17 protein-coding genes are annotated in these 16,584 nt (G+C 65.2%); 11 read left to right on the forward strand and 6 right to left on the reverse strand.

What is annotated here, in order from left to right; genetic code table 11:
* Positions 1-154: 154 nt before the first annotated feature.
* Positions 155-1,447, reverse strand: a complete 1,293-nt coding sequence (locus tag FFS27_RS13315; protein WP_003111904.1) for an HlyC/CorC family transporter — start codon at positions 1,445-1,447, stop codon at positions 155-157.
* Positions 1,448-1,459: 12 nt separating this feature from the next.
* On the reverse strand, positions 1,460-2,260 hold the full coding sequence (locus tag FFS27_RS13320; protein WP_003092649.1) for a cytochrome C assembly family protein: 801 nt from the start codon (positions 2,258-2,260) through the stop codon (positions 1,460-1,462).
* Between the two features lie 300 nt (positions 2,261-2,560).
* Between FFS27_RS13320 and ffh the strand changes: the two genes are divergently transcribed.
* The 6 genes from ffh (at position 2,561) to FFS27_RS13350 (ending at position 6,672) form a co-directional block, all read left to right on the forward strand.
* Positions 2,561-3,934, forward strand: coding sequence for a signal recognition particle protein (gene ffh / locus FFS27_RS13325; RefSeq protein ID WP_003092645.1), 1,374 nt, complete (start codon positions 2,561-2,563; stop codon positions 3,932-3,934).
* Between the two features lie 209 nt (positions 3,935-4,143).
* Complete coding sequence (rpsP, locus tag FFS27_RS13330; RefSeq protein WP_003109644.1) at positions 4,144-4,395, forward strand: 30S ribosomal protein S16; 252 nt, start codon at positions 4,144-4,146, stop codon at positions 4,393-4,395.
* Between the two features lie 15 nt (positions 4,396-4,410).
* Positions 4,411-4,938 (forward strand): ribosome maturation factor RimM, encoded by a 528-nt coding sequence (rimM, locus tag FFS27_RS13335; protein ID WP_003092640.1) that lies wholly within the window; start codon positions 4,411-4,413, stop codon positions 4,936-4,938.
* 6 nt (positions 4,939-4,944) lie between these two features.
* A complete protein-coding gene (trmD, locus tag FFS27_RS13340) occupies positions 4,945-5,703 on the forward strand; it encodes a tRNA (guanosine(37)-N1)-methyltransferase TrmD (protein ID WP_003119312.1) in 759 nt (252 codons plus the stop codon).
* A 41-nt stretch (positions 5,704-5,744) separates the two neighbouring features.
* Positions 5,745-6,095 carry a 50S ribosomal protein L19 gene (gene rplS, locus FFS27_RS13345; protein ID WP_003092637.1) on the forward strand — a complete coding sequence of 117 codons (351 nt, stop codon included), beginning with the start codon at positions 5,745-5,747 and terminating at the stop codon, positions 6,093-6,095.
* Between the two features lie 151 nt (positions 6,096-6,246).
* Complete coding sequence (locus FFS27_RS13350; protein ID WP_003092635.1) at positions 6,247-6,672, forward strand: acyl-CoA thioesterase; 426 nt, start codon at positions 6,247-6,249, stop codon at positions 6,670-6,672.
* Between the two features lie 69 nt (positions 6,673-6,741).
* On the opposite strand, the gene FFS27_RS13355 is transcribed toward FFS27_RS13350, so the two are convergent.
* The gene (locus tag FFS27_RS13355; RefSeq protein ID WP_003092633.1) at positions 6,742-7,428 is read right to left on the reverse strand and encodes a hypothetical protein; all 687 of its coding nucleotides are present in this window, start codon (positions 7,426-7,428) and stop codon (positions 6,742-6,744) included.
* A 112-nt stretch (positions 7,429-7,540) separates the two neighbouring features.
* Positions 7,541-9,376, reverse strand: coding sequence for a cation:proton antiporter (locus FFS27_RS13360; RefSeq protein ID WP_003109643.1), 1,836 nt, complete (start codon positions 9,374-9,376; stop codon positions 7,541-7,543).
* Between the two features lie 214 nt (positions 9,377-9,590).
* Between FFS27_RS13360 and xerD the strand changes: the two genes are divergently transcribed.
* The 4 genes from xerD (at position 9,591) to thrC (ending at position 14,322) form a co-directional block, all read left to right on the forward strand.
* The gene (xerD, locus tag FFS27_RS13365; protein ID WP_003092629.1) at positions 9,591-10,487 is read left to right on the forward strand and encodes a site-specific tyrosine recombinase XerD; all 897 of its coding nucleotides are present in this window, start codon (positions 9,591-9,593) and stop codon (positions 10,485-10,487) included.
* 126 nt (positions 10,488-10,613) lie between these two features.
* A complete protein-coding gene (gene dsbC / locus FFS27_RS13370) occupies positions 10,614-11,342 on the forward strand; it encodes a bifunctional protein-disulfide isomerase/oxidoreductase DsbC (RefSeq protein WP_003092626.1) in 729 nt (242 codons plus the stop codon).
* A gap of 213 nt (positions 11,343-11,555) precedes the next feature.
* Complete coding sequence (locus FFS27_RS13375) at positions 11,556-12,860, forward strand: homoserine dehydrogenase (protein WP_021265182.1); 1,305 nt, start codon at positions 11,556-11,558, stop codon at positions 12,858-12,860.
* 52 nt (positions 12,861-12,912) lie between these two features.
* Entirely contained in the window at positions 12,913-14,322 is a 1,410-nt protein-coding gene (gene thrC / locus FFS27_RS13380; protein WP_003092622.1) for a threonine synthase, read from the forward strand.
* A 53-nt stretch (positions 14,323-14,375) separates the two neighbouring features.
* On the opposite strand, the gene FFS27_RS13385 is transcribed toward thrC, so the two are convergent.
* Positions 14,376-15,386 (reverse strand): poly(ethylene terephthalate) hydrolase family protein, encoded by a 1,011-nt coding sequence (locus FFS27_RS13385; RefSeq protein ID WP_023100855.1) that lies wholly within the window; start codon positions 15,384-15,386, stop codon positions 14,376-14,378.
* Positions 15,387-15,692: 306 nt separating this feature from the next.
* On the opposite strand from FFS27_RS13385, the gene FFS27_RS13390 reads away from it, so the two are divergent.
* The gene (locus tag FFS27_RS13390; RefSeq protein ID WP_003092618.1) at positions 15,693-15,977 is read left to right on the forward strand and encodes a DUF3509 domain-containing protein; all 285 of its coding nucleotides are present in this window, start codon (positions 15,693-15,695) and stop codon (positions 15,975-15,977) included.
* A 183-nt stretch (positions 15,978-16,160) separates the two neighbouring features.
* Here FFS27_RS13390 and FFS27_RS13395 read toward each other — a convergent pair.
* The coding region (locus FFS27_RS13395; protein WP_137952057.1) for a CoA transferase at positions 16,161-16,584 on the reverse strand (424 nt) is incomplete at its 5' end.

The following is a 16,584-nucleotide window of genomic DNA, read 5'->3' on the forward strand; positions in this document are numbered from 1 at the left end:
GGCTGGTACCGTCGGCATCGGGGCCGGGCGGGCAGGCGGGACTGGCGGGTGACTGGCCGGGGCTCGGGCTGCGGGTAGCGGCGGAACCGGCGGCAGGGCTGGATAAGCTGGGGTCGATTATAGAGCGCCGCAGGGCGGGTTCGGCAATCCCGGATCAGACGCTGGCGTCGCTTTCGACCAGCGGGGTCAGCGCGCGGGGATGCCAGGCGCGCACGCTTTTCACACGGTTTTCCGCCGACTGCTGGATTTCCAGGCAGTAGGGGCCGATGCGCAGGCACACCGCGCAATCGGGGATCTGCTCCAGGGCTTCGGTGACCAGGCCGTTGAGGGTCTTCGGGCCGTCGCAGGGCAATTGCCAGCCAAGCGACTTGTTCAGCTCGCGCAGGTTGGCGCTGCCGTCGATGACGAAGCTGCCGTCTTCCTGGGCCTGGATATCCGGGTTGTCGAGGCTGTCGAGGTCGTTGAAGTCGCCGACGATCTCTTCGAGGATGTCCTCCAGCGTGACGATGCCGATCACCTCGCCATATTCGTCGACCACCACGCCGATACGGCGCTTCTCCTTCTGGAAGTTCACCAGCTGGGTCGACAGCGGCGTGCTTTCCGGCACGAAATACGGCTCCATGCAGGCCTGGCGGAGATTCTCCTTGGTCAGGCGGCCCTGGGTCAGCAGGCGCGCGATCTGGCGCATGTGCACGACCCCTTCGATCTGGTTGACGTCGTCGCGGTAGACCGGCAGGCGGGTGTGGCTGGTGGTGCGCAGTTGCTCGACGATGACCTCGAGTTCGTCGTCGAGGTCGATGCCTTCGATTTCGTTGCGCGGGATCATCAGGTCGTTGACCGTGACCTTCTCCAGGTCCAGCAGGCCGAGCAGCATGTCATGCCGGTTGACCTCGCTGGCCTGGGGGTTGTCGGCCGGATGCAGGGCCTCTTCGTCGCGGCTGCGTCCGCTGTCGTCCTGTTCCGCCGCGGCGACGCCGAGCAGGCGCAGCAGCGCGTTGCTTAGCAGGGTCAGCAGCCACAGCAGGGGCCAGCACAGGCGCTGCAGGATCAGGAGCGGCAGGCTGAGCGGCAGGGCGACGCGTTCCGAGCGAAGGGCGCCGTAGCGGCGCGGCAGCAGGGCGCCGAACAGCAGCAGGAGCAGGGTCATGCCGGGGATGGCGACGGCCAGGCCGATGACGCCCCAGTGGCGCAGCGCGGCCCAACTGGCCAGGGCGGCGGCGCTGACGTTGACCAGGGTGCGGCCGAACAACAGGGTGCCGCGCAGGCGGTCGTCGTGCAGCAGCAGCCAACTGCTGCGCCGGGCCCCGCGCAGGCCTTGCTTGGCCTGTAGGCGCAGGCGGTAACGGTCGAGGTTGAGCAGGGCGGTCTCGACGCAGGAGAAGAACGCCGAGCAGGCGACCAGGAGAACCAGCAGGCCGACCAGGTACCCGGGGTGCAGCTCATCCATGAAGGAGGCCCATCAGATGTGCAGGATGAATTCCCGCACCAGCTTGCTGCCGAAGTACGCCAACATCAACAGGCAGAAACCGGCCAGGGTCCAGCGGATCGCCTTGTGGCCCCGCCAGCCGAGCTGGTGGCGACCCCAGAGGAGCACGGCGAAGACCACCCAGGCGAAGCAGGACAGGATGGTCTTGTGCGCCAGGTGCTGGGCGAACAGGTTGTCGACGAACAGCCATCCGGACAGCAGCGACAGCGAAAGCAGCGACCAGCCACCCCAGAGGAAGCCGAACAGCAGGCTTTCCATGGTTTGCAGGGGCGGGAAGTTGCGGATCAGCCCGGACGGATGCTTGTGCTTGAGGCGGTAATCCTGGAGCAGCAGCAAGAGCGCCTGGAACACCGCGATGGTGAGCAGGCCGTAGGCCAGGATCGAGAGCAGGATGTGGGCCAGGATGCCTGGTTGTTCGTTGATCGGCTCGACGGTGCCGTGGGGGATGAGTACCGCCAGCAGGGTGGTGAGGGCGCCCAGCGGGAATAGAAGGAGGAGCAGGTTCTCCACCGGTATCCGCAAGGTCGCCAGCAGGGTCAGGAGGATTACCGCGGCGGCGATCAGGCTGGCGGCGTTGAAGAAGTCCAGCACCAGGCCGGCCGGGGTCAGCAATTGCTGGTAGAGGCTGAAGGCGTGGGCGACCAGTGCCAGGAGTCCGAACAGGAGCAGCAGGGGTTTGCCCGGCGCGGTGCGCTTGGACACACAGGCACCCTGGTAGGCGGCGGTGCCGAGATAGAGAACAGCAGCGATGAGGCTGGGCAGCAGGGGATGCATAAGTCCTTGTAATCGCGGGCCCGAAAGGATGGGAGTTTGGCATAGATCGAGCGTCGCGAGAAAGCCGTTGCGAACAGTTCTCTCGTACCTGTGGCCGGGTTGGCGGACCGCCTGCCGCGGGCGCCGCGACCTCATGGTCCGGCGGTCGCTTCGGCAAAGACGGAACGCATCGGCAAATCAAGGACTTGAGGCTGGCCTCCGGTCGTCGCCGGACACACACTCCGTCTTTCATCGCGTGTCCCGCGACGCGCTCTTGGTTATAATCCGCCGCTTGCCGCAACCCCCGTGGAAGGATCGCGCATGTTCGAAAACCTTACAGACCGCCTCTCGCAGACGCTTCGCCATGTCACCGGCAAGGCCAAGCTGACCGAGGACAACATCAAGGACACTCTGCGCGAAGTGCGCATGGCCCTGCTCGAGGCCGACGTGGCCCTGCCGGTGGTCAAGGACTTCGTCAACAAGGTCAAGGAGCGCGCCGTCGGCACCGAGGTCTCGAAGAGCCTGACCCCGGGACAGGCGTTCGTGAAGATCGTCCGCGCCGAACTCGAGGAACTGATGGGGGCGGCCAACGAGGACCTGGCGCTGAGCGTCGCGCCGCCGGCGGTGATCCTGATGGCCGGCCTGCAGGGCGCGGGCAAGACCACCACCGCGGGCAAGCTGGCGCGCTTCCTTAAGGAGCGGAAGAAGAAGTCGGTGATGGTGGTTTCCGCCGACGTCTACCGTCCCGCCGCGATCAAGCAACTGGAAACCCTGGCGGGCGAGGTCGGCGTAACCTTCTTCCCTTCCGACGTCAGCCAGAAGCCGGTGGCCATCGCCGAGGCGGCGATCCGCGAGGCGAGGCTGAAGTTCATCGACGTGGTGATCGTCGATACCGCAGGCCGCCTGCACATCGATGCCGACATGATGGACGAGATCAAGCAGGTGCACGCGGCGATCAAGCCGGCGGAAACCCTGTTCGTGGTCGATGCCATGACCGGCCAGGACGCCGCCAACACCGCCAAGGCCTTCAATGACGCCTTGCCGCTGACCGGCGTGGTCCTGACCAAGGTCGACGGCGACGCGCGTGGCGGTGCCGCGCTGTCGGTGCGGGCGATCACCGGCAAGCCGATCAAGTTCCTCGGCATGGGCGAGAAGAGCGAAGCGCTCGATCCGTTCCATCCCGACCGCGTGGCCTCGCGCATCCTCGGCATGGGCGACGTGCTCAGCCTGATCGAACAGGCCGAGCAGAACCTCGACCGCGACAAGGCCGAGAAGCTGGCGAAGAAGATCAAGAAGGGCAAGGGCTTCGACCTGGAAGACTTCCGCGACCAGTTGCAACAGATGAAGAACATGGGCGGCCTCGGCGGGCTCATGGACAAGCTGCCGATGCTCGGCGGGGTCAACCTGGCGCAGATGGGCAATGCCCAGGGCGCTGCGGAGAAACAGTTCAAGCAGATGGAGGCGATCATCAACTCGATGACGCCCGGCGAACGGCGCGATCCGGAAATGATCAGCGGCTCGCGCAAGCGCCGCATCGCCCTTGGCTCCGGTACCCAGGTGCAGGACGTTGGCCGGCTGATCAAGCAGCACAAGCAGATGCAGAAGATGATGAAGAAGGTCACCGCCAAGGGCGGCATGGCCAAGATGATGCGAGGCATGGGCAGCATGTTCCCGGGGGGCATGCCCAAGCTTTGATCGGACGCGCGGCCGCTGGCCACGCCGGCGGTTCCGCGCCGTCGGCCGGCGGGCGGACCGCGCGCTTCTCGCGCTCTCCGCGCCGGCCGATGGGTGGCCGAAAAAGAGATTTGCAAATTCCCCGATAATCCTTAGAATATGCGGCCTTTCGGGCCGTGGGCCCAGCGTGCATTCATTTTGCAAGCACCGACTACAGGAACGAAGTTCACATGGTAACCATCCGTCTTGCTCGTGGCGGCTCCAAAAAGCGCCCCTTCTACCACCTGACCGTGACCAACAGCCGCAATGCGCGCGATGGTCGCTTCGTCGAGCGCATCGGTTTCTTCAACCCGGTTGCGACTGGTGGCGAAGTGCGTCTGTCCGTCGACCAGGAGCGTGCTACCTACTGGCTCGCCCAGGGTGCACAGCCGTCTGAGCGCGTTGCTCAGCTGCTCAAGGACGCTGCCAAGGCAAACGCCTAAGCCGTCATGAGTGAAATGCCGACACCCGCCGACGACCTGGTCGTGATCGGCAAGATCGTTTCGGTGTACGGCATCCGCGGTGAGGTGAAGGTGTATTCCTTTACCGACCCGTTGGACAACCTGCTGGACTATCGCCGCTGGACGCTCCGGCGCGACGGCGAGATTCGGCAGGCCGAGCTGGTCAGGGGGCGCCTGCATGGCAAGGTCCTGGCCGCCAAGCTCAAGGGGCTCGACGATCGCGAAGAGGCCCGCACCTTCACCGGTTACGAGATCTGCATCCCGCGTAGCGAGTTGCCCTCTCTCGAGGAAGGTGAGTACTACTGGCACCAGTTGGAAGGCCTGAAGGTGATCGACCAGGGCGGGCAGTTGCTCGGCGTGATCGACCATCTGCTGGAAACCGGTGCCAACGATGTCATGGTGGTCAAGCCCTGCGCGGGCAGCCTGGACGACCGCGAGCGCCTGTTGCCCTACACCGGGCAATGCGTGCTGTCGATCGACCTGGCCGCTGGCGAGATGCGGGTGGACTGGGACGCGGACTTCTGATCATCCATGGACAAGCGTTTGTGGGTGGGCGTCGTCAGCATCTTTCCGGAGATGTTCCGCGCGATCAGTGACTATGGCATCACCAGCCGTGCGGTAAAGCAGGGGTTGCTCACGCTGACCTGCTGGAATCCACGGGACTACACCGAGGACCGCCACCAGACGGTGGACGACCGGCCCTTCGGCGGTGGCCCTGGCATGGTGATGAAGATCAAGCCTCTGGAGGGCGCGCTGGCGGATGCCAGGCAAGCCGCCGGGGGCAGGAAGGCGAAGGTGATCTACCTTTCGCCGCAAGGCCGCCAGCTGACGCAGGCGGGCGTACGCGAACTGGCCGAAGAGGAAGCGTTGATCCTCATCGCCGGGCGCTACGAAGGCATCGACGAGCGCTTCATCGAAGAGCACGTCGATGAAGAATGGTCGATCGGCGATTATGTCCTGTCCGGCGGTGAGTTGCCGGCCATGGTGCTGGTCGATGCAGTGACGCGGTTGCTGCCCGGTGCATTGGGTCATGCAGATTCCGCCGAGGAGGACTCCTTCACGGATGGCCTGCTCGACTGCCCGCACTACACCCGACCCGAGGTGTATGCGGACAAACGTGTTCCTGAAGTGTTGCTCAGTGGCAACCATGAACACATCCGGCGTTGGCGTTTGCAGCAGGCCCTTGGGCGGACCTGGGAACGACGCGCCGATCTTCTGGATAGCCGCTCGCTTTCTGGAGAAGAGCAGAAGCTGCTGGCGGAATACATCCGTCAGCGGGACGATAGTTAACGTATCGATGGCTGGCCGATTGCCGGTCTTAGGAGCACAGCATGACCAACAAGATCATTCAGCAGATCGAAGCTGAACAGATGAACAAAGAGATCCCGGCGTTCGCCCCCGGCGACACCGTGATCGTCCAGGTCAAGGTGAAGGAAGGCGACCGTCAGCGTCTGCAGGCCTTCGAAGGCGTCGTCATCGCCAAGCGCAACCGTGGCCTGAACAGCGCCTTCACCGTGCGCAAGATCTCCAACGGCGTGGGCGTGGAACGTACCTTCCAGACCTACAGCCCGATCGTCGACAGCCTGAGCGTCAAGCGTCGCGGCGACGTGCGCAAGGCCAAGCTGTACTACCTCCGCGCCCTGTCCGGCAAGGCCGCGCGCATCAAGGAAAAACTGGTCTAATCCGGTTCTTCTCCGAGAAAAGCAGCCCGAGGGCTGCTTTTTTCATGTCTGGCGTTCGCCTTTCCGGCGGCGCTTCCTACTGCCCACGGCAGCGCATAACCAGTACAACATCCGCGGCACCCAGGCAGCCACTCCATCCGGTATTCGTGGCATGACCCCCAGAGAGCAAGAAATCCTGCGTCGCACCGAGCTTTCCGAAACCCGTGTGACCAAGGCGGTATTCCCGCCCACCACCAATCACCACAACACCCTGTTCGGCGGGACTGCGCTGGCCTGGATGGACGAGGTCTCGTTCATCACCGCGACCCGTTTCTGCCGCCTGCCGCTGGTGACCGTCTCCACCGATCGCATCGACTTCAACCACCCGATCCCGGCGGGCTCGATCGTCGAACTGGTCGGCCGGGTGGTCAAGGTCGGCAACACCAGCCTCAAGGTGGAGGTCGAGGTGTACCTGGAAAGCATGTACGCCGACGGTCGCGAGAAGGCCATACACGGCCTGTTCAGCTTCGTCGCCATCGACGACGAAAAGCGGCCGGTTCCGGTCCTGCCGGGGTTCCCGGCCAGCCAGGCGGCTTGAGCCAGGCGGAAAGAAGGCACCCAGGGGTGCCTTTTCCATATCCCCGGACGATCCGGCCCTGGGTTGGGATCAGGGCCGCAGGCTGATCTTCAGGGAAGCCTGGGACAGGTCGATCTGTTGCAGGCTGACACTGCCGAACGTCTGCTCGCGCGGCGCGCCGGCAATGCGGATATTGTCGAAGCGCACCTCGCCGATACTGCTCGGCAGGCGCAGGTTGACCGAGCCGTCGGGGTTGAGCGTGCTTTGCGTCTTGCCGGTTTCGTAGCGAACGTCGCTCATCGAGGTTTCCGCCTCCAGGCTGTCGAGCACCGGCATCACCAGCTTCGCCAGTTGCTTCACCGCGGCCAGGCCGTCGCCGCCCTCGGCCTTCAGGAACAGGCCCTCGAGGCTTTCGTTGAGGCCCTGGGCGTTGACGTTGCTCATCTCGACGTCGGTCAGCGGACGCAGGTTCTTCGGCAATTCCTGGCGGCTCATGGCCGCTGGCGGCTGCATGCGCTGGATGTCGGCGCTGGCCATCTGGAACGGACTGAGCAGGGCGGCGACCAGGGTCGCGGCCAGGCGCAGGTTGGTCTGCTTCTTCAGCGCCTTCTTCAGTTGCCGTTCGCTCAGCAGGCCCTGCTCGATCAGGGTTTCGCCCAGGCGCTTGTGGTTGCTCAACTGCGCCTGGATCGCGGCGTCCAGTTGGGCGGCGCTAATCAGCCCCTTGTTGATCAGGATCTGGCCCAGGCGGGAATGTTGTTGATTGGACATGGTCATGACCTGATGAAAAAAGAGGATGATGGCTAGATGCAATCATCCTCTTCGTGGGCTTCGTTTGTCACCCAACCTTGGATAGGGTGACGACGGTCTTTCGTCGGTTCGTTGAAGTCTAGTCGGCGATCTCCGTGGCCTGCGACTTGCTGACTGACGGTTCCGCCTCGATCAGCGACAGCAGCGTCCAGCCGGTGCCCGGCGCCAGCGTGGACTGTGGCGTGGCGACGTGCATCCTGCCGTTCGGATCGCGGGCGAACAGCAGGATCGCGGACTCGCCGTGCAGCGCCTGGTAGTCGTTCCAGCCGAAGGTGTCGGTGAGCAGGGTGGTGCGGATTTCGGCGCCGCGCGACAGCAGGCTGGCGAACTGCGCGTAGGTCAGCGGTCGCTGGCCAAGCGGGCGGCCACGGTGTTCGTCGCTGGAGCGGTGCTTGTCGGTACGCTTGGCTTCCTGGCTGGTCGGCAGGCCGAACAGCTGGCGATGGCCGAACTCGTGGCGGAAGCGCATGGCCGCCAGGGTGTTCAGCTCGCCGGCCGGAGAAACCCCCAGCAAATGACCGATGCCGACCAGGTCGAGGTGGGCTTCGGCGTGCTGCGAGGTGGGATTGCCGAAATAGGTGGGCAGGTTGTCCATGCGGGCGGCGCGGATGTTTTCCCAGCTCGAATCAGTCAGCAGCACGCGGCTGCCGAGGCTCTTCAGGGCCTTGCCGATGGCGCGCCCGACCGGATTGGCGCCGACGATCAGGTAGCCGCTGGGCGAGGGCTCGGCGACCTTCAGCAGGCGCGCCAGGGGGCGGGCGGTGGCGCTTTGCAGGACCACCGTGCCGATGATCACCAGGAAGGTCAGTGGCACCAGCAGCGCCGCCTGGGCATGGCCTTCGGCGCCCAGGCGGATGGCGAAGATCGCCGAGACCGCCGCGGCGACGATCCCGCGCGGGGCGATCCAGCTGAGCAGGGCGCGCTCGCGCCAGCTCAGCGGCGAACCCCAGGTCGACAGCGCCACGTTCAGCGGCCGGGCGACGAACTGGATCAGCAGCAACACCAGCAGCGCCGCCGGGCCCAGGCCGAGCAGGGCATTGATGTCCAGGCGCGCGGCCAGGAGGATGAACAGGCCGGAAATCAGCAGGACGCTGAGGTTTTCCTTGAAGTGCAGGATCTGCCGTACGTCGACGCCCTTCATGTTGGCCAGGCCCATGCCCATCAGGGTGACGGCGAGCAGTCCGGATTCGTGCATCACCCGGTTCGAGGCGATGAAAACGCCCAGCACCGCGGCCAGCGTCGCCAGGTTGTGCAGGTAGTCCGGCAGCCAGTGGCGGCGTAGGACGATGCCCAGCGCCCAGCCGCCGAGGATGCCGAACAGGCTGCCGCAGAGGATCACCCCGCCGAAGGTCTGCAGGCTGTGCAGCCAGCCGTCGCCTTCGCCGCTGGAGATGATGAAGCTGTACACCACTACCGCCAGCAGGGCGCCGATGGGATCGATGACGATGCCTTCCCAGCGCAGGATGTTCGCCACCGCGGCCTTGGGCCGGACCACCCGCAGCATCGGGACGATCACCGTGGGCCCGGTGACCAGGGTCAGGGTGCCGAACAGCAGGGCCATTTCCCAGCTGAAGTCGAGCAGGTAGTGGGCGGCCAGGGCGATCACGCCCCAGGTCGAGAGCGCGCCGATGGTCACCATTCGGTGCACCACGGTGCCGATTTCCTTCCATTCGCTGAAATGCAGGGTCAGGCTGCCCTCGAAGAGGATCAGCGCCACTGCCAGGGATACCAGTGGGAACAGCAGGGGGCCGAACATCTCGTCCGGATCGAGCCAGCCGAGCAGCGGGCCGGCGACGATCCCGGACAGCAGCAGGAAAAGAATGGCTGGCAGGCGCAGGCGCCAGGCCAGCCATTGACTGAGCAGGGCGGCGGCACCGATGCCGCCGAGGGCGAGCAGGATAGCGTTCTGGTCCATCGAGGATTCCTTGTCAGCGTCGCTCCGCTCGTCCTGAGCCGGGGCGAACCATCGAGCCACATGGCTCCGCTTTTTCCCGCGGGCACGGGAAGCCGGCCGACCTCCTGTCGACCGGCCTGACTAACCATTACGTGGCGATGACGGCCAACGCTCGCGATAGCGCCCAGGCTATGAAAGACTAGCCGCGCTTTCATTTGGTTCGCAGCCTTCATCCATGAGTACCCTCGAACATCCCCTGATCGACCGTTTCCTCGATGCCCTGTGGCTGGAAAAAGGCCTTGCCGACAACACCCGCGAGGCTTATCGCAACGACCTCCAGCAGTTCAACGCCTGGCTCGATGGCCGCGGGCTGCGCCTGGAGGGCATCGGCCGCGACGCCATCCTCGATCACCTGGCCTGGCGCCTGGAACAGGGCTACAAGGCTCGCTCGACCGCGCGCTTCCTCTCCGGCCTGCGTGGCTTCTACCGCTATTGCCTGCGCGATGGCCTGATCGCCGAGGATCCCACCTTGCAGGTGGACCTGCCGCAACTGGGCAAGCCGTTGCCGAAATCCCTCTCCGAAGCGGACGTCGAGGCATTGCTGGCGGCGCCGGAAGTCGACGACCCGCTGGGCCTGCGCGATCGCACCATGCTCGAAGTGCTGTATGCCTGCGGCCTGCGGGTCAGCGAACTGGTCGGCCTGACCCTGGAGCAGGTCAACCTGCGCCAGGGCGTGGTCAAGGTCTTCGGCAAGGGCAGCAAGGAGCGCCTGGTGCCGCTCGGCGAGGAAGCCATCGGCTGGCTCGAACGCTACCTGCGCGAGGCCCGCGGCGACCTGCTCGGCGGGCGGCCCAGCGACGTGCTGTTCCCCAGCCTGCGCGGCGAACAGATGACCCGCCAGACCTTCTGGCATCGCATCAAGCATCACGCGCAGGTGGCGGCGATCGGCACGTCGATTTCGCCGCACACCCTGCGTCACGCCTTCGCCACCCACCTGCTCAACCATGGCGCCGACCTGCGGGTGGTGCAGATGCTGCTCGGCCACAGCGACCTGTCGACCACCCAGATCTATACCCATATCGCCCGGGCCCGCCTCCAGGATCTGCACGCACGCCACCACCCGCGAGGCTGACGCTTTGTCCGAAAAATCCGTACCTATCCGAAAAGAGGCGCTTTCGTAGCGTTCTGCGACAAGCGTCGGGCCCGTCGGGATAGCGGTCTATGGTAGGCTTCGCCGACCGCACGACAGGAGTGACACATGCGCGTGACCCGTTTTCTGGCTGCTGCCGCCCTCGGCCTGATGAGTACCCTGGCCCTGGCAGACAATGCCGATCAGAACATCCGCAAGACCCTGCAGGCCCTGCAACCGGACCTGCCCATCGACTCCATCGCCAGCAGCCCGCTGCAGGGGCTCTACCAGGTGCAGCTGAAGGGCGGCCGGGTGCTCTACGCCAGCGCCGACGGCCAGTTCGTCATGCAGGGCTACCTCTACCAGGTGAAGGACGGCAAGCCGGTCAACCTGACCGAGAAGGCCGAGAGCCAGGCGATCGCCAAGGCGATCAACGGCGTGCCCGCCAGCGAGATGGTGGTGTATCCGGCCAAGGGCCAGGCCAAGGCGCACATCACGGTGTTCACCGATACCACCTGCCCGTACTGCCAGAAGCTGCATGCCGAGGTGCCGGACCTGACCGAGCAGGGGATCGAGGTGCGCTACATGGCGTTCCCGCGCCAGGGGCCGCAGTCGGCGGGCGACAAGCAACTGCAGGCGGTCTGGTGTGCGAAGGAGCCGACCAAGGCGATGGACGCCATGATGAACGGCAAGGAGATCAAGTCTTCCGAGTGCAAGAACCCGGTCGACAAGCAGTTCCAGATGGGCCAGATGGTCGGGGTGCAGGGAACGCCGGCGATCGTCCTCGCCAACGGCCAGTTGCTCCCCGGCTACCAGCCGGCCAAGCAGTTGGCCAAGCTGGCGCTGGAGGCCAAATAGCGCCGGGTCTGCCGAACAATTGACTAATAAAGAGCCGCTTCGTAATGTGCGGCTCTTTTGTTTTCATCATTGGCGATTTCCGTCGCCCGCTGGCGGAATCCATCGCCAGGATGTGTCGTGGCCCGTACAGTGGTCGCGTCAACCTCGATTCGATCGGGGAACCATAGCAGGCCGGCGCGTCCGGCCGTCGTAGGTGAGATGGGGAGTTCCAGCGTGAAACCGGTCAAAGTAGGCATCTGTGGGTTGGGGACCGTCGGTGGCGGTACCTTCAATGTACTCGAACGCAACGCCGAGGAGATTGCCCGCCGTGCCGGGCGCGGTATCGAGGTTGCGCAGATCGCCGCCCGCCGGCCGAACCCGAAGTGCGATACCGGTGCGACCCCCATCACCGCCGATATCTTCGACGTAGCGTGCAATCCCGAGATCGACGTGGTCGTCGAGTTGATCGGCGGCTACACCCTGGCCCACGAGCTGGTGCTCAAGGCCATCGAGAACGGCAAGCACGTGGTCACCGCGAACAAGGCGCTGATCGCCGTGCACGGCAACGAGATCTTCGCCAAGGCCCGCGAGAAGGGCGTGATCGTCGCCTTCGAGGCCGCTGTCGCCGGCGGCATCCCGGTGATCAAGGCGATCCGCGAGGGGCTGTCGGCCAACCGCATCAACTGGCTGGCCGGGATCATCAACGGTACCGGCAACTTCATCCTCAGCGAAATGCGCGAGAAGGGCCGTGCCTTCCCCGACGTGCTCGCCGAGGCTCAGGCCCTGGGCTATGCCGAGGCCGACCCGACCTTCGACGTGGAAGGCATCGACGCCGCCCACAAGCTGACCATCCTCGCCTCGATCGCCTTCGGGATTCCGCTGCAGTTCGACAAGGCCTACACCGAAGGCATCTCGAAGCTGACCAGCGCCGACGTCAACTACGCCGACGCCCTCGGCTATCGCATCAAGCACCTGGGCGTGGCGCGTCGCACCGAGAGCGGCTTCGAGCTGCGCGTGCACCCGACCCTGATTCCCTCGGATCGCCTGATCGCCAACGTCAACGGCGTGATGAACGCGGTGATGGTCAACGGCGACGCCGTCGGCTCGACCCTCTACTACGGCGCCGGTGCCGGCATGGAGCCGACCGCTTCCTCGGTGGTGGCCGACCTCGTCGACGTGGTCCGCGCCATGACCTCCGATCCGGAGAACCGCGTACCGCACCTGGCATTCCAGCCGGACGCGCTGTCCGACCACCCGATCCTGCCGATCGAAGCCTGCGAAAGCGCCTACTACCTGCGCATCCAGGCCAAGGACCACCCGGGCGTACTGGCCCAGGTGGCCACCATCCTGTCCGAGCGCGGCATCAACATCGAATCGATCATGCAGAAGGAGGCCGAGGAACAGGACGGCCTGGTGCCGATGATCCTGGTTACCCACCGGGTCATCGAACAACGCATCAACGATGCCATCGCCGCCCTGGAAGCGCTGGAAGGCGTGTCCGGGCCGGTGGTCCGTATCCGTGTCGAACAACTGAATTGATCGAACGCCGGGCGCCGTTCGCGGGCCCGCGTCAACAGCGAAGGTTTTGAACATGCGTTACATCAGCACCCGCGGCCAAGCGCCCGCCCTGAACTTCGAAGATGTCCTCCTCGCCGGCCTGGCCAGCGACGGCGGCCTCTACGTCCCGGAAAACCTGCCACGCTTCACCCTCGAGGAGATCGCCTCCTGGGTCGGCCTGCCCTACCACGAGCTGGCCTTCCGGGTGATGCGCCCGTTCGTCGCCGGCAGCATCGCCGATGCCGACTTCAAGAAGATCCTCGAGGAAACCTATGGCGTCTTCGCCCATGACGCAGTGGCGCCGCTGCGCCAGTTGAACGGCAACGAATGGGTGCTGGAGCTGTTCCACGGCCCGACCCTGGCCTTCAAGGACTTCGCCCTGCAACTGCTCGGCCGGCTGCTCGACCATGTGCTGGCCAAGCGCGGCGAGCGCGTGGTGATCATGGGGGCCACCTCCGGCGATACCGGCTCCGCGGCCATCGAAGGCTGCCGCCGTTGCGACAACGTCGACATCTTCATCATGCACCCGCACAACCGCGTGTCCGAGGTGCAGCGCCGGCAGATGACCACCATCCTCGGCGACAACATCCACAACATCGCCATCGAAGGCAACTTCGACGACTGCCAGGAGATGGTCAAGGCCAGCTTCGCCGACCAGGGCTTCCTCAAGGGTACCCGCCTGGTAGCGGTGAACTCGATCAACTGGGCGCGGATCATGGCCCAGATCGTCTACTACTTCCATGCCGCGCTGCAGCTCGGCGCGCCGCATCGCTCGGTGGCGTTCTCGGTGCCGACCGGCAACTTCGGCGACATCTTCGCCGGCTACCTGGCGCGCAACATGGGCCTGCCGGTCAGCCAACTGATCGTCGCGACCAACCGCAACGACATCCTGCACCGCTTCATGAGCGGCAACCGCTACGACAAGGACACCCTGCATCCCTCGCTGTCGCCGTCGATGGATATCATGGTCTCGTCCAACTTCGAACGCCTGCTGTTCGACCTGCACGGCCGCAACGGCAAGGCCGTCGCCGAACTGCTGGATGCCTTCAAGGCCAGCGGCAAGCTGTCGGTGGAAGACCAGCGCTGGACCGAGGCGCGCAAGCTGTTCGACTCCCTGGCGGTCAGCGACGAGCAGACCTGCGAGACCATCGCCGAGGTATACCGCTCCTGTGGCGAGTTGCTCGACCCGCACACCGCCATTGGCGTGCGTGCCGCCCGCGAATGCCGGCGCAGCCTGAGCGTGCCGATGGTGACCCTGGGCACTGCGCACCCGGTCAAGTTCCCCGAAGCGGTGGAGAAGGCCGGCATCGGCCAGGCGCCGGCGCTGCCTGCGCACCTCGCCGACCTGTTCGAGCGCGAGGAGCGCTGCACCGTATTGCCGAACGAGCTGGCCAAGGTGCAGGCCTTCGTCAGCCAGCACGGCAATCGCGGCAAGCCGCTCTGAGCCTGTCGTGAAAGGAAGAAGCCCGCCTTGATGGCGGGCTTTTTCATGTCTTCTCAAAGGGCGGCGGCGAGTTTGTTGCGCGAGGGGCGGAGCAGCCTCAGTGGATCGTTGAACTGGATGTCGCTGGCCAGCTTGTAGTAGCGCCCGACGAAATAGTCGCGGGCCTGGGCATCGTTCTTTCCCTGGTACAGCGCCCAGGCGACGCTGATGCCGGCGAACTCGTTGTACTCGATCTGTCGCAGCGGGCTGAAGTGGGTCGCCGTGGTGGCCGTGGCGCCCCAGGCGGGCGCGTCGCGGATCAACGGGCCCTGCCAGAGGATCGGCCAACTGAGCGGCGGCACGACCACATCGGCCAGTCCGGTCAGCAGCAGGGTCGGGGTCTTTACCGTGGAACCGATGGCCAGGGGGCCTGGCTCGATCGGCAGGGCGCCGACCAGCTTCAACCGTGGTTCGATGAGTTGCAGGGCTTGTGCAGAGAGGCTGGCGCTCTGCAGCGTGGCCTGGCCGCCGGCGGAGTGCCCGGCGACCAGGGTCCGGGAAAAGTCGGCCCTGCCATGCAGGGCTGAGGCCGGGTCCTTGTCCAGTTTCGCGACCTCGAGGATGCCGAGGGCGTGCATCAGCGGGAAGGAGTTGATGAAGTCGGAAGAGATCACCACGATGAAGCCGTGGCTGGCCCACAGTTTCATCAGTTCGTGATAGTTGCCGGCGTTGGAAAGTATGCCGCCGACGAAGGTGATGACCGGAAGCTTGGCGTCGGACGCGGCGATGTCCGCCGGATAGTAGACGCTGGTACTGATCGGGCTGGCGAAGCCATAGGGGAAAGCCTCGTTGCAGCGGATCGAGCCGTCCAGCAGGACGATCCTGGCGATGGTCCCGACGAAGCCACGACAATCGGCGAGCACGGCGGTGCTGGCGATCTCGGTGTCGGCGACCGGACGCGCGTACTGGTCGTTGGCCAGGCCGACGGCGCCGAACAGCAGTGAGCCCTGTGCCGTGCCGGCGGCGAATGCCAGCGCGAGGATGAAGGCGCGCCAGGCGCCGCGGGGGGATGCGAAGGCAGTCATGAGATCCTCGCTGTTCGACACGCAGGGGGAAGTCTCGTTGTTACTGCCTGACGGACGCGCCGGATACTGCAATTTCAAGCAGGTGAAGGCGTTGCGCGAGGGTGGGATGGTTGGAGTTTTTCCCGGCGCTTTCCTTATAGCGGGCTGATCGTTGCGTTGGCCTGGCTCAGCTCGAATGGCTATTTGCGCCGGCTCGTGGCCTTTCGCCAGATGCTGCCGTTAGTCCGGTAAATGCTTGCATCGACGAACCCTATTCGCGTTTTTTCGGTCTTTGACGAGTCTTATCGTCGAAACAGGAGACCTGATTTGGACAGCCTGAAGCAACGACTGGCCGATGCCTTCGCTCCCCATCCCTTCACCCTCAGCCAGCCCCGGCCCGATGGCGGACGGGTGGTCACGCTGGTCGATCCGCAGGGGGAAACCCTGTTGCAGCGGGTCATCGCCAAGGTGCAGTTGAACGACGAAAGCTATCTCGAGGATGCCGTGCAGACCATTCGCCGCGAATTGCAGGTGCTGGTCGGGCGGATGGAGGAAGACGTGCTGGCGACCTTCCGCGAGCGGGATCACGTGCTGCTGTATTCGTCGCGCTAGCGCCGTCTCGTTCGACGGCGCGTTGCGCATCGGGCGTTCAGGCGAAGGCGCGCGCCGGTGCAGCGGCTCTTGCCGGATGGCGCCATGCTCGTGGAAGCGTGCGGATAACCCCCTCTCCCTGGCTGGATAGGGGAGAGGGGCCGCCCTGTCCGCGGAGCACCGATGAAGGGCTCCACGTACCGTTCAGATGGCGCCTTCCCGGCGCAGGGCGGCGATGCCCTCGCTGTCGTAGCCCAGCTCGGCGAGCAGGGCATCGGTATGCTCGCCCAGTTCCGGGCCTACCCAATCCGCCGAGCCTGGCGTGGCGGACAGCTTGGGCACGATGCCAGGCATACGGAACGGCTTGCCGTCCGGCAAGCGTGCCGAGAGGAACATCTCGCGGGCAAGGAATTGCGGATCGCGGAACATGTCTTCGGCGGAGTAGATGCGGCTGGCCGGGACTTCGGCTCGCGCCAGCACCGCCAGCACTTCCTCCAGGGGCTGCGAGGCGACCCAGCGGTCGATAACCCCATAGAGTTCGTCGCGGCGCGCATCGCGCCCGTCGTTGCTGGCCAGTCGCGGGTCGCTGGCCAGGTCGTCGCGGCCGATGGCCTGCATGAAGCGGCGG

It is taken from the genome of Pseudomonas sp. 2VD, from assembly GCF_005503585.1.
Taxonomy (GTDB): domain Bacteria; phylum Pseudomonadota; class Gammaproteobacteria; order Pseudomonadales; family Pseudomonadaceae; genus Pseudomonas; species Pseudomonas aeruginosa.